The sequence below is a fragment of the Streptomyces sp. NPDC002845 genome (assembly GCF_053591955.1).
In genome coordinates this window covers 47556-59385 of sequence record NZ_JBSFUU010000030.1, presented here as the reverse complement: position 1 = coordinate 59385, position 11830 = coordinate 47556, and the positions used below count along the sequence as shown (strand labels likewise).

General features: G+C 70.5%; 13 protein-coding genes. 3 read left to right on the top strand and 10 right to left on the bottom strand.

Going from position 1 to position 11830, the window contains the following annotated elements; genetic code table 11:
* Positions 1-118: 118 nt before the first annotated feature.
* The 5 genes from cbiE to ACWD3C_RS22685 form a co-directional block, all read right to left on the bottom strand.
* Complete coding sequence (gene cbiE / locus ACWD3C_RS22705) at positions 119-1330, bottom strand: precorrin-6y C5,15-methyltransferase (decarboxylating) subunit CbiE (protein WP_451146624.1); 1212 nt, start codon at positions 1328-1330, stop codon at positions 119-121.
* 113 nt (positions 1331-1443) lie between these two features.
* Positions 1444-2082 carry a GNAT family N-acetyltransferase gene (locus ACWD3C_RS22700; RefSeq protein WP_451146622.1) on the bottom strand — a complete coding sequence of 213 codons (639 nt, stop codon included), beginning with the start codon at positions 2080-2082 and terminating at the stop codon, positions 1444-1446.
* Between the two features lie 187 nt (positions 2083-2269).
* Entirely contained in the window at positions 2270-3097 is an 828-nt protein-coding gene (locus ACWD3C_RS22695; protein ID WP_451146620.1) for a MetQ/NlpA family ABC transporter substrate-binding protein, read from the bottom strand.
* A 123-nt stretch (positions 3098-3220) separates the two neighbouring features.
* A complete protein-coding gene (locus tag ACWD3C_RS22690; RefSeq protein ID WP_451146618.1) occupies positions 3221-3958 on the bottom strand; it encodes a methionine ABC transporter permease in 738 nt (245 codons plus the stop codon).
* Positions 3955-5007, bottom strand: coding sequence for a methionine ABC transporter ATP-binding protein (locus ACWD3C_RS22685; protein WP_451146616.1), 1053 nt, complete (start codon positions 5005-5007; stop codon positions 3955-3957). The genes ACWD3C_RS22690 and ACWD3C_RS22685 overlap by 4 nt, the downstream gene beginning before the upstream one ends.
* A gap of 564 nt (positions 5008-5571) precedes the next feature.
* Here ACWD3C_RS22685 and ACWD3C_RS22680 point away from each other — a divergent pair.
* Complete coding sequence (locus ACWD3C_RS22680; RefSeq protein WP_451146614.1) at positions 5572-5931, top strand: hypothetical protein; 360 nt, start codon at positions 5572-5574, stop codon at positions 5929-5931.
* A gap of 79 nt (positions 5932-6010) precedes the next feature.
* Entirely contained in the window at positions 6011-6379 is a 369-nt protein-coding gene (locus ACWD3C_RS22675) for a hypothetical protein (protein ID WP_451146718.1), read from the top strand.
* A gap of 9 nt (positions 6380-6388) precedes the next feature.
* Here the strand turns inward: ACWD3C_RS22675 and ACWD3C_RS22670 are convergent, their stop codons facing one another.
* From ACWD3C_RS22670 to ACWD3C_RS22660, 3 genes are all read right to left on the bottom strand, one after another.
* Positions 6389-6886 (bottom strand): GNAT family N-acetyltransferase, encoded by a 498-nt coding sequence (locus ACWD3C_RS22670; protein ID WP_451146612.1) that lies wholly within the window; start codon positions 6884-6886, stop codon positions 6389-6391.
* Between the two features lie 44 nt (positions 6887-6930).
* Positions 6931-7437 carry an RNA polymerase sigma factor gene (locus ACWD3C_RS22665; RefSeq protein ID WP_451146610.1) on the bottom strand — a complete coding sequence of 169 codons (507 nt, stop codon included), beginning with the start codon at positions 7435-7437 and terminating at the stop codon, positions 6931-6933.
* A 73-nt stretch (positions 7438-7510) separates the two neighbouring features.
* Entirely contained in the window at positions 7511-8677 is a 1167-nt protein-coding gene (locus ACWD3C_RS22660; RefSeq protein WP_451146608.1) for a glycerophosphodiester phosphodiesterase, read from the bottom strand.
* Between the two features lie 441 nt (positions 8678-9118).
* Here ACWD3C_RS22660 and ACWD3C_RS22655 point away from each other — a divergent pair, with 441 nt between their 5' ends.
* On the top strand, positions 9119-9793 hold the full coding sequence (locus ACWD3C_RS22655; RefSeq protein WP_451146606.1) for a lysophospholipid acyltransferase family protein: 675 nt from the start codon (positions 9119-9121) through the stop codon (positions 9791-9793).
* Between the two features lie 109 nt (positions 9794-9902).
* Here ACWD3C_RS22655 and ACWD3C_RS22650 read toward each other — a convergent pair whose 3' ends face one another.
* Both ACWD3C_RS22650 and ACWD3C_RS22645 read right to left on the bottom strand, forming a co-directional pair.
* On the bottom strand, positions 9903-11159 hold the full coding sequence (locus ACWD3C_RS22650) for a sensor histidine kinase (RefSeq protein ID WP_451146604.1): 1257 nt from the start codon (positions 11157-11159) through the stop codon (positions 9903-9905).
* Positions 11156-11824, bottom strand: coding sequence for a response regulator transcription factor (locus ACWD3C_RS22645; RefSeq protein WP_451146602.1), 669 nt, complete (start codon positions 11822-11824; stop codon positions 11156-11158). Before ACWD3C_RS22645 ends, ACWD3C_RS22650 begins: the two co-directional genes overlap by 4 nt.
* Positions 11825-11830 lie beyond the last annotated feature (6 nt).

Here is an 11830-nt window from a genome sequence, read left to right as displayed (position 1 = left end):
GCCGTACCACACACGCCCTCAAAACGGACGCGCTTTCCGGACATTGACCAACGAAGTGCCGGTCGCCGGAGTGCGGTACAACGGTCGGCCAGCCTACCGCGCCGGTACGACAACAGGATCACTGGGCGCGATCGGACAACGCCCCTGTGAGCAGGAACGCGACACTCCGTTCGGTCTCCGTCCAGGCCCGTGTGTCGAGTTCGACGGACTGCACGAGGGCGCACTGGACGTCGTATCCGTGCTCGGTCAGGTCCCTGCCGATGAGTTCGGCCGCGTCGCGGGTGGCGGCGTGTGTGACGATGCGCTGCGGGCGGCGGTCGGCGACGGCGGAGACGACCGCCGCTCCCCCGCCGCCGACGCGGACCACGTCGGGCTCGGGGAGGTTCTCCAGGACGTGCGGTGCGGTGCCGTACGCGATCTGCACCTGGACTCCGAAGCGGCGGGCCGCGATCGCCGTACGGCCGCAGGCGTTCGCGTCGCGGTCGACGGCGATGACGGCGGCACCGCAGCGCGCGGCCTCGGTGGCGAACGCGCCGCTGCCGGAGCCGATGTCCCAGACGAGGTCGCCCAGGCGCGGTCCCAGGTGGGCGAGTTGGGCCGAGCGCAGCAGCTCGGACTCGCCCTCGCCCAGCTTGCCGCCGTACACCTCCCCGGGCAACGCCCAGCCGCGCTGTCCGACGGCGGGGTCGCGTCCGGCGATCCAGCCGCCGCCCTCGGCCGCGGCGACCGGGCCGCCCATGACGATGACGACGTTGGGGTCGCGCCAGGTGTGGTCGGCGGCCTTGTCGGAGGTGAGGATGGTGACCTGTTCGCGTTCGGTGCCGAGTTCCTCGCAGATGACGAAGGTGCGGTGGACCCCTTCGAGGAGCAGGCCCAGCTCGGCGGGTCCGGCGCCGGGTGAGGTGAGGACGGCGACCTTGGTGTGGGCACGGCACACGTTCACGGCGCGGCGCAGGGTGCGGCGGTGGGCGACGACCACGTGGGCGTCGTCCCAGGGCATGCCCGCGCGCGCGAAGGCGGCGGCCACGGAGGAGACGGCGGGGACGACCTCGACCTCCAGGCCGAACTCGGGTGCGCGCAGGGTGCGTACGACGCCGAAGAAGCCCGGGTCCCCGTCGGCGAGGACGACGGCGGTGCCGCGGTGGCCCGCGATGCGGCGGGCGGCGAGGGCGGCGCTGCCGAGCCGGATGCGTTCGGCGTGTGCGGGCACGTCGGCGAGCGCCAGGTGGTGCGCCGCGCCGGCCACCAGCGTGGCGGCGCCGAGGGCGGAGCGTGCCGCGGCGGTCAGCGGCGAGCCGTCCCAGCCGATCACCGTGACCCGGTCGGCCATCGTTGTCAGTCTCCAGGGTTCGCGCGGGTCGTCAGGGTCAGCCCGGACGCGGGCTCCGTGAGGGTATCTGGTGAAAGCGGGTAGTGCAGGGGCGCGGTGCCGTGCCCGTGAAGTCAGCTCCAGTCGGAGAATGACGTGTAACCGCTGGTGTCGGCGAACAGCTCGCCGACACCGGCAAGGTCCTCAGGCAGGAGGCTCCAGACGATGACATCGGTCCGCACCTCGGTCCACTCCCCGTCCTCGGTCCTGCTGCGCGCTATCCAGGCGTTGCGCAGCACCCCCTCGCTGACGCAGCCGATCTTCTGAGCCACCTGCTGGGAGGCGGTGTTGTCGGCGGCGGTGCGCAGCTCCAGCCGCTCGAACTGCTGGTCGCGGAAGAGCCAGCAGGCGGTGGCGAGGGCCGCCTCGGAGGCGTAGCCCTCGCCGCGGGCCCAGGGCGCGACGACGTACGCGATCTCACTGGAGCGGATGCGCCAGTTCGTGTTCTGCAAGTGCACGATGCCGACGAGTCGCTGGGTGAGGAACTCGGTGACGGCGAAGACGATGCCGCGACCCTCGGTACGTTCGGCAGGGGCGAGCTTGGTGATCCAGGCGCGGGCGTCTGCCTCTGTGTAGGGGTGCGGTGCGGAGGTCCAGGCGGTGACCAGCTCGTCGTTCATCATCTCGGCGAACGCCTCGACGTCCGGCTCCTCGAAGGGGCGCAGAACCAACCGCTCCGTGCTGATGGAGATGTTGGGGAAGGTGGTAGTCATGCGCCGCTCCGTAACCTTCGGAAACCTTCGGGCCTGGTGAACTGCCCAGCATGCAGCATGAGAGCACTGAACGGCACCACGGGGTCCTCCCCCACTGCTCAAGGGCGTGGGGGGACCCCCACCGAGTGACGAGCGGACCCCGTGCGGTGGCGTCAGGCGTCAGGCGTCAGGCGTCAGGCGTCAGGCGTCAGAAGGACGCGACCACCGAACCGGCGTACGTGTCCTCGATGAACTTCCTGACCGCGTCGGAGGTGAGGAGCTCGGTGAGCTTCCGCACGCGCGGGTCGTCCTCGTTGCCCTCCTTCACGGCGAGGAAGTTGCCGTACGGGTTGTCCGTGGCGGACTCCAGGACGAGGGCGTCCTCGGCGGGTTCGAGGTCGGACTCGATGGCGTAGTTGCCGTTGATCACCGCGGCGTCGACGTCGTCGAGGGAACGCGGGGTCTGGGCCGCCTCCAGCTCCTTGAACTCCAGGTTCCTGGGGTTCTCGGCGATGTCCGCGGGCGTCGCCTCGTTGCCCACGCCGTCCTTGAGCGTGATGATCCCGCCCGCGTCGAGCAGCTTGAGCGCCCGCGCCTCGTTGACCGTGTCGTTGGGGATGGCGACGGTCGCGCCGCTCTTCAGGTCGCCGGCCTTGTCGACCTTGCGGGAGTACAGGCCGAGCGGCTCCAGGTGCACCGTGACGACGGGCACGATGTGGGTGCCCTTCTTCTTGTTGAAGTCGTCGAGGTACGGCTGGTTCTGGAAGTAGTTGGCGTTCACGGAGCCGTCCTCGGTGGCCGTGTTCGGCGTCACGTAGTCGGTGAACTCCTGGACCAGGAGGTCGAGTCCCGCGTCCTTCGCCAGGTTGTCCTTGACGAAGTTGAGGATCTCGGCGTGCGGGGTCGGGCTGGCGGCGACGACCAGCGGGCCGCTCGTGTCGGACGCGGAGTCGGTGTCCGAGCCGCAGGCGGTGAGCCCGAAGGTGAGGGCTCCGGCGGCGAGGGCGGCGGTGGTGATCTTGGCGGTGTTGCGCACGAAAAGTGCCTTTCCTGAGGGGTGGTGCGACCCCGCGAATCAAGGGGTGCCGGCACGAAGCGCCGTCGTTGAGGGGCGGTGGTCGGGTGACGGGTGGGCGTATGCGGGGAGTCTGAGTGCGGGTTACGCGGCCTTGCTCACGTCCGTCGCCGCGGGCTCCTTGCCCTTGCGCAGGCGGAGCCCGGGTGCGGGTCCGGAGCGGCCGCCGCGCCGGTGGAGGGTGCGGGCCGCGTAGTCGCCGGCGAACTGGACGACCGAGATGACGACCGCGAGGATCGCCACGGTGATCCACATCAGCCCGGTCTCGAAGCGCTGGTAGCCGTACCGTATGGCGATGTCGCCGAGGCCGCCGGCGCCGACGGTGCCGGCCATGGCGGAGTAGCCGATGAGGGCGACGACGGTCGTGGTGGCCGAGGAGATCAGCGAGGGCAGGGACTCCGGGACGAGGACCTTGCGGACGACGGTCCAGGTGCTGCCGCCCATGGCCTGCACGGCCTCGACGAGCCCGTGGTCCACTTCGCGGACAGCCGTCTCGACAAGGCGCGCGAAGAAGGGGATCGCCCCGATCGCGAGCGGCACGATGGCGGCCTCGCGGCCGATCGTGCTCCCCGTGATCCAGCGCGTGAAGCCCATCAGCGCGACCATCAGGATGATGAACGGCATGGAGCGGGCGACGTTCACGATCTGCCCGACGACCTTGTTCGCGACGATGTTCCGCAGGAGCCCGTCGCGGTCGGTGAGGACGAGCAGGAGGCCCAGCGGAAGGCCGACGACGACGGCGATGAGCGTGGCCCAGCCGACCATGTAGAAGGTGTCCCAACATGCCTGCTCCAGCAGGGGCCGCGTTTCGGACCAGGTCACAGGACACCTTCCTTCACCGGCACGGACTCCTCGGCCGTCTTCTCGACGACGTCGATTGGCAGTCCCTGTTCGCGCAGGAAGCCGATGGGCACGACGTTCTCCTCGTAGCGGCCGGGCAGTTCGATGCGCATCCGGCCGACCTGGCGGCCGCCGACGGTGTCGACGGCGGCGCCGAGGATCGAGATGTCGATGTTGTAGGTGCGCGAGAGCCGCGAGATGACGGGCTGGGTGGCCGCCTCGCCGTGGAAGGTGATGTCGAGGACCGTGCGGTCGTCCGCCGAGGCGTCGCCGCCGACCGGGAAGAGCGCGGCGGCCAGTTCGGAGCCCGGGGTCGCGAGGAGTTCGCCGACCGTGCCGGACTCGACGATCCGGCCCCGCTCCATCAGGGCGGCCGAGTCGCAGACGGACTTGACGATGTCCATCTCGTGCGTGATGAGCAGCACGGTCAGGCCGAGTTGCCGGTTCAGGTCGCGCAGCAGTTGGAGGATCGAGCGGGTGGTCTCGGGGTCGAGGGCGCTGGTGGCCTCGTCGGAGAGCAGCACCTTCGGGTCGCCGGCCAGGGCGCGGGCGATGCCCACGCGCTGCTTCTGGCCGCCCGAGAGCTGGGCGGGGTAGGCCTTGGCCTTGTCGGCGAGGCCGACCAGGTCCAGCAGTTCCAGCGCCTTGCGGGACCGTTGCTTCCCCGATGTGCCGAGGATTTCGAGCGGCAGCTCGACGTTGTCCTGGACGGTGCGTGAGGACAGCAGGTTGAAGTGCTGGAAGACCATGCCGATACGGCTGCGCGCCTGCCGGAGTTCCCTGCCTGCGCGCGGGCCACGGCCGGCCAGGGCGGTGAGGTCCCGGCCGTCCACGGTCACGGTGCCCGCGGTGGGGCGTTCCAGGAGGTTGACGCAGCGGATGAGCGAGGACTTGCCGGCGCCGGACTGGCCGATGACGCCGTACACCTCGCCTTCGCGTACGTGCAGATCGACGCCGTCGAGGGCGGTGACCTCGCGGCCGTGCGAGCGGTGGGACCGATACGTCTTCGTCAGGCCCGTTGTGGTGATCACTGAGGTTTCCGTCGCTGTCGAGTGCGGGGCGTGGGTGTGCCCGGGCACGGGAGGGAAAGGGTGCGCGATGGGGTTCCCACGCCGTCAGGGCAGTGGGGGCGGCTCGGTCGCGTACGGCATCAGGGCGTACGGACGTGCCGCGGTGTCTCGCTTCGGGGCGCGAGGCTCGGGGTGGTGCGGGGGCCCTCTAGCAGGCGCGCATTCGACACAGACAGCGAGCACCGGGCGTCAGGGGCGCCTCGGTCGCAAGGGTGCGGTCGCTTGTCGTGGTCATGGGTTCAGTTAAACAGACGTATCGGCGTGGACCGCCCTCGCTGTCCGGATGGTGGACAGCGGTGGACAGGGGTCGGGCGCGGGCGGGAACCGGCCCCTCCCCCGCCGGTGACCAGCGCGGACGAGGCCGCCAGGCCGGCCGCGCCGAGGTCGGCGTCCGGCTCGTGGACCTCGTGGGCTGTGGCCAATGCCACGATGATCGTCCCGGATCGTCCCGGTGGCCCGTCTCACCGCCCGTCCCGGCTCGGGGCCGGGCGCCGCGCGGCATTTGGGCCGTAATAGGGTCACGGCATGCTTGTTCCCCTGACGGTGGCGACCGCCGTCGCCGCGCTGCTGCTCGCCGCCTGGTGCGGCTGGGCCGCCTACCGCGACCAGCCGACCAAGGACTGGCACTTCATCGGGATGGGTGTCGTGTCGCTGCTGGCCCTGGTGCAGCTGGTGGTCGGAATCGTGCAGTTGGCGCGCGGCGAGGACCCGGAGCAGGGGACCACGATCTTCGTGGGGTATCTGCTCGGGGCGCTCGCCTGCATCCCGGTCGCCGGTTTCATGTCACTGGCCGAGCGCACGCGCTGGGGCAGTGTGACCGTCGCGGCGGGCGGTGTGGTGCTCGCCGTGCTCCAAGTGCGGCTGTACGACATCTGGGGAGGCTGAGGTGGCGGCCACGGAGGAGAACGAGACGGTGACCGGGGACCGCGAGCCCGCGCGCACGCGGCTCATCAGTGGGCCGGGCATGCTGTTGGTCTGGCTGTACGGCGTGATGGTCGTCGGCGCCGTGTCGCGTTCCATCGTGCAGATCGCCACCGAGTTCGAGCACGCGCCGCTCGCCTACTCGCTGTCCGCGGTCGCGGGTGTCGTGTACGGGTTCATCACGTACACGCTCGTACGGGGCGGGGAGACGGCCCGCAGGGCGGCGCTGGTGTGCTGCGCCGCCGAGTTGGTGGGTGTGCTCGTCGTCGGTACGTGGACGCTGGTCGAGCCGTCGGCCTTCCCGGACGCGACCGTGTGGTCGGACTACGGGATGGGGTACTTGTTCATTCCCGTCCTGCTGCCGCTGTCGGCCATGTACTGGCTGCGGAAGCGCTCCGCCGGGAGCAAGTAGGACGTCGGGTCACGCCGTTGCCGCGTACGCCCCCGCCGCCTTCTCCAGGACGATCATCGGCACGCCGTCGTTGCCCTGCGACGTCCCCACCGTCTCGTACCCCACCCGCCGGTACAGGCGCAGGTTGCCCTCGCTGCGCCGGCCCGTGTGGAGGCGGAAGCGCTTGGCGCCGCGCTGTTCGGCGAGGGCGGACTCGGCGGCGCGCAGGAGGCGGGCGCCGATGCCGTGGCCCTGGAGGCGCGGGTGGACGCAGAGTTTGCCGATGGAGGCGGTGCCGTCGTCGTTGGTGGTGCCGCGCACCGAACCGACCACCTCGTCACCCAGCCGGGCCACGAACACGCAGTCCGCGGCCACCTCCCCGCGGACCGAGTCGAGGGTCTGGACCAGCGGATCGATCCGGTAGTTGCCGTACAGCGCGGCTTCGCTCTGGAAGCACAGGTACTGCAGCCGGAAGATCTGCTCGGCGTCCTGGTCGGTCGCCTCGGAGATGGTCACGCTCATGCCCATGTGTGCACGCCTCCCGCTCACCTGTCGCCTGTTGTCCCTCACTCCTATCCCCGTGGTTCGCGGACCGCAACCTCCGATGCAAGCAATCGACGCAGACATCCCAGGCATCTGGAACGTTCCGGGCCCAGACTCCCCTGTGAGATACCCAACTCGCCTGCGATCTCTCGATAGGTGAGATCCCTGGGGGACAGAAGTGCCGCGAGCAGACTCGGGCAGCGGCCCGGCAGCCGGCGCACGGCCGCGTGGAGGGTGCGGCGGCGGGCGGCGGTGAGGGCCAGTTGTTCGGGTCCGGGGCCGTGGTCGTCGGCGGGCTCGGTCACGTACGGCTGTTCGGCGCGGGCGGTACGGCGGCTGCGGCGCGCCTCGAAACGGACGGCACTGCGCAGCCAGCCCTCGGGGTCGGCGGGCGGCCCGTCGGCGTCGAGGCGTTCCAGAAGGCGCAGCCAGACGGCCTGTTCCAGGTCTCCCGAGTCCGCACCGGTCGCATGGGTCTCGGCCGAGACCTCGGCGGTGAGGAGCGGACGCAGGGCGGCAACGATCTCGTCGGTCATATGCCCTGGGACACGTCCGCCCCGGCAGAGGTTGCCGGGGCGGACGAGAGTCACCCCAATCGGGGTGGCGGGGTCAGCCGTTGACGAAGTCCCCGCGGGCCAGCAGGCCCGTGTCCGGGTTGTCGGTGAAGATGCCGTCGATGCCTGTCTCGAAGTAGGCCTGGAAGGCGCCGAAGGCGTCGCCGTACGCCGTCGGGTCGGTGCCCTTGCGGAAGTCGGCGGGCAGGAAGGTGTTCTCGTTGCGCATGGTGTACGGGTGCAGGATCAGGCCCGCGTCGTGCGCGTCGTCGACGAGGGTGGTCGGCGTGGTGAGGTTGCCGTCCGCGTCCTTCGGGATGATCAGGTCGGCCAGCGGGCCGATGCCCTGCGCGTAGGAGGCGATCCACGCCAGGCCCTCGGGCGTGATCAGGTCGGCCACGGTGCGCGGGTCGCCCGTCTCCTGGAAGTCGTACGGCCGGTCGTCGGGGGTCCACAGCAGCACCACCCGGGGCGTGCCGACCAGCCGGCTCATCCGCTCCATGCTGGTCGGCTCGAAGGACTGCAGGAAGACCGGCGAGTTCTTGCGGTGTCGGCCGTACTTGCGCAGCAGCTTCGCGAGCGGCTCCTCCAGGCCGAGGCCCAGCTTGCGGAAGTACGTGGGGTGCTTGGTCTCGACGTGCAGCCAGACCTGCCTGCCGCGCTTCCTCGACTCCTTGTCGGCCCAGCGCAGCACCTCTTCGAAGGTGGGGACCTCCCAGCGGCCGTCGTAGAGGGTGTTGTCCGGGCGGGTGCCGGGAATGCGCTCCTTGGCGCGCAGGGTCTTCAGTTCGGCGAGCGTGAAGTCCTCGGTGAACCAGCCGGTGACGGAGAACCCGTCGAGGAGTTTCGTGGCCCTGCGGTCGGCGAACTCGGGGTGGTCCGCGACGTCCGTGGTCCCGCCGATCTCGGGCTCGTGACGGCAGACCAGGTGGCCGTCCTTGGTGGGCACGAGGTCCTGCTCGATGACGTGCGCGCCCATGTCGAGGGCCAGCTGGTACGAGCCGAGCGTGTGCTCCGGCCGGTATCCGCTGGCCCCGCGGTGCGCGATGACCGTGGGCGTCGGCAGGCTCTTGTAGCCGCCGCCCCAGTGCCGCTCGCCGGCTCTCGCCGTGGCGGGCAGCCCGAGGACCGCTCCGCCCGCGCCGAGCACCGCGGCCCCGAGCAGCGCCCGCCGCCCCGTGGCACCTCGCTCCTGCCCGTCCTGCTGCTCCTGCGTCCCCATGAGCGCCCCTTCTGCCGTGCGGTTCAGCTCCTGTCAAAGCGGGACGATCTTAGGTGCGTGTACATGGCCAACGGGAGACCTCCGGCGGAACATGGAGGTGACGCTCGATGTCGTATGAGGCGTACGAGGTGAACGAGTTGACGCTTCGTCGGCTTGGGCGCGGCGGTCACGGGTAGGCGAATCGAAGCCAGGGAGCCGCCGCGGGCCGGGGTTCGCCACTCCGTGGCCGGCGCGCGGTGTGCGATCTTCGTCACATGTTCTCTCCCGGGAAACGCCGGGAAACAGGCGTACGACGGGCCGCCACCGCAGGTAAACATGTGTCGACAGTGCGTAACCACTCCGTGAACCCGGTGTGCAACACCCAGGGGGCCGAGAGTAATGTCCTCACCTGCACAGACTCATACCGAATTCCTTGACGATCCCTTGACACCGGAGGGCCTGTTGTCCCGCTTCGCGCTCATCAAGGCAGTGCTCGGACCGATCATGCGCCTGATGTTCCGCCCACGGGTGGAGGGCGTGGAGAACATCCCGGGCGACGGCCCGGTGATCCTGGCCGGCAACCACCTCACGTTCATCGACTCGATGATCCTGCCGCTGGTGAGCGACCGGCAGGTCTTCTTCATCGGCAAGGACGAGTACGTCACCGGCAAGGGGTTGAAGGGCCGGCTGATGGCCTGGTTCTTCACCGGCGTCGGCATGATCCCCGTCGACCGCGACGGCGGCCGGGGCGGCGTCGCGGCCCTGATGACCGGCCGCCGGGTGCTGGAGGAGGGCAAGGTCTTCGGCATCTACCCCGAGGGCACGCGGTCGCCCGACGGACGGCTCTACCGCGGCCGCACCGGCATCGCGCGGCTCACGCTGATGACCGGTGCGCCGGTTGTGCCGTTCGCGATGATCGGCACGGACAAGATTCAGCCGGGTGGGGCGGGGTTTCCGCGGCCGGGCCGCGTGACGGTTCGGTTCGGTGAGGCGATGGAGTTCTCTCGGTACGAGGGGATGGACCGGGATCGGTATGTGCTGCGGGCGGTGACCGATTCGGTGATGGCTGAGGTCATGCGGCTGAGTGGGCAGGAGTACGTGGACATGTACGCCTCCAAGGCCAAAGAGGCCGCCTGACGCTCCGCTGGGCGGGGTGGGGGCTGCGAGTTGTTGGCTGGCTGCCGGGTCCGTTGTGGCTGGTCGCGCCCACCCGGCCGGAGCCGCGCAATGTCACAGCCCCGCGCCCCTAACGGGGCGCGTCTTCCGGTGGGCCTCCGTTTGTAGGTTCCGCGCCCGGTGCCGGTAGCCACAGTACGAACGTCGACCCCTCGCCCACCCGCGAGAACAGGCGCACCTGGCCCCCGTGTGATTCCACGATCTGTCGCACTATGGCCAGGCCCAGACCGGCGTGGCGGTCTCGGGTTTCGCCGTTGGTCCTGGCTCGCCAGAAGCGGTCGAAGACTCGGGTCTGGTCGTCGTCGAGGATGCCGGGGCCCTCGTCGCGTACGGCGGTCCAGAGCCAGCCGTCGGTGCGGCCGGTGGAGACGGTGATGCGGGTGCCGGGTGGGGCGAGGCGTACGGCGTTGGAGAGCAGGTTGCCGACGGCGCGGCGGAGGGCGTCGGGGTCGCCGATGACGGTCAGGCCCGTGGTCAGGCGGCGGTGGAGATGGAGGCCGCGTTCGGTGGCCAGGGGGGCGAACTCCTCGCAGGCCTCGGAGGCGGCCGCGGCCAGGTCGACGTCCTGGTCGGCGAGGGCGGGCGCGGTGCGGCGGGCGGTGGCGAGGAGGTCCTCGACCAGGCGGGTCATCCGGGTCGTCGCGCGGTCCACGCTGCGGGCCGCGGCACGGCGCTCGGACTCGTCGGACTCCTCGGCGGTCAGGACGGCGTCGAGGTTGGCGCGGATGATGGCGAGCGGACTGCGCAGCTCGTGCGAGGCGTCGTCGACGAGCTGGCGCTGGGCGCGGAAGGCCTCGTCGAGCCGGTCGAGCATGGAGTCGACGGTGTCGGCGAGGTCGCGCAGCTCGTCCTTGGGGCCGTCGAGGCGGATGCGCTGGGAGAGGTCGGTGGCCTGGATCTCGGCCGCCGTACGGGAGATCGCGCGTACGGGGCGCAGGGCGCGACCGGAGAGGACCCAGCCGACGGCGAGGCTGGTGACGGCGAGGACACCGAGGACGACGTACGAGAAGTTGCGCAGGTTGGCGAGGGTCTCGTAGTTGACGGCGGCCTCGACCTCCTGGAGCTTCACGGCGTCGAACTCGTACTGGTAGACGCCGTCCACGAACTTCCGGGCCCGGAACTGCTTGGTGACGGGGTGCGCCTCGCCGCTGCGCTCGACGGCCAGGTAGGTGCCGCCGAGGACGAACGCGGTGAGGATGAACAGGATGCCGGAGTACAGGACGGTGAGGCGGAAGCGGATGGTGTGGGTGAAGGCGGGGAGACGGGGCCTCGGGCGCGGCACCCGCCGTGCCAGCACGCGCCCGAAGCGGCCCGGACGGCTGGTCATGACGTCTCCTTGAGCCGGTAGCCCTGCCGTATCACCGTCTCGATGAGCGGCTCGTCCTCGCCCGTGATCTTGCGGCGGAGTGAGCCGACCGTGACGCGCACGGTGTTGGTGAACGGGTCGGCGTGCTCGTCCCAGACATGTTCGAGGAGTTCCTCGGCCGGGACGACGCGTCCGGGGCGGGTCATCAGATAGTGCAGGACGCCGAACTCCTTGGGGGTGAGCTGGAGCGGGCGGTTGCCGCGGAAGGCCTCGAAGCGGGCGGTGTCCAGGCGGAGTTCGCCGACCTCGACGACGGCCGTGCCGCCGTCCTCGCGGCGCAGCAACGCCCTGATGCGGGCGAGGAGTTCGGGCAGCGCGAAGGGTTTGACGAGGTAGTCGTCGGCGCCCTCGTCGAGGCCGCGGACGCGGTCGGCGAGGCGGTCGCGGGCGGTGAGCATCAGGATGCGCGGGCCGCCGGGTGCGGCCCGTACCGCCCGGCAGACCGAGAAGCCGTCCCCGTCGGGCAGGTTGAGGTCCAGCAGGACCAGGTCGTAGTCGTTGACGGCGAGTTTCTCCGTGGCCGTGTCGACGTCCGGGGCGACATCGACGGCGTAACCCGCCCTGGCCAGGCCGACCTTGAGCGCGACGACCAGGTCTTCCTCGTCCTCGACCACCAGCAGTCTCATGTACGA

Excerpts from the sequence above, each read along its gene's own strand:
- ACWD3C_RS22680 (WP_451146614.1), top strand. The coding sequence starts at position 5,572 with ATGCTTGTTCCCCTGACGGTGGCGACCGCCGTCGCCGCGCTGCTGCTC.
- ACWD3C_RS22675 (WP_451146718.1), top strand. The coding sequence starts at position 6,011 with ATGCTGTTGGTCTGGCTGTACGGCGTGATGGTCGTCGGCGCCGTGTCG.
- cbiE (WP_451146624.1), bottom strand. The coding sequence starts at position 1,330 with ATGGCCGACCGGGTCACGGTGATCGGCTGGGACGGCTCGCCGCTGACC.
- ACWD3C_RS22645 (WP_451146602.1), bottom strand. The coding sequence starts at position 11,824 with ATGAGACTGCTGGTGGTCGAGGACGAGGAAGACCTGGTCGTCGCGCTC.
- ACWD3C_RS22665 (WP_451146610.1), bottom strand. The coding sequence starts at position 7,437 with ATGACCGACGAGATCGTTGCCGCCCTGCGTCCGCTCCTCACCGCCGAG.
- ACWD3C_RS22660 (WP_451146608.1), bottom strand. The coding sequence starts at position 8,677 with ATGGGGACGCAGGAGCAGCAGGACGGGCAGGAGCGAGGTGCCACGGGG.
- ACWD3C_RS22670 (WP_451146612.1), bottom strand. The coding sequence starts at position 6,886 with ATGGGCATGAGCGTGACCATCTCCGAGGCGACCGACCAGGACGCCGAG.
- ACWD3C_RS22650 (WP_451146604.1), bottom strand. The coding sequence starts at position 11,159 with ATGACCAGCCGTCCGGGCCGCTTCGGGCGCGTGCTGGCACGGCGGGTG.
- ACWD3C_RS22700 (WP_451146622.1), bottom strand. The coding sequence starts at position 2,082 with ATGACTACCACCTTCCCCAACATCTCCATCAGCACGGAGCGGTTGGTT.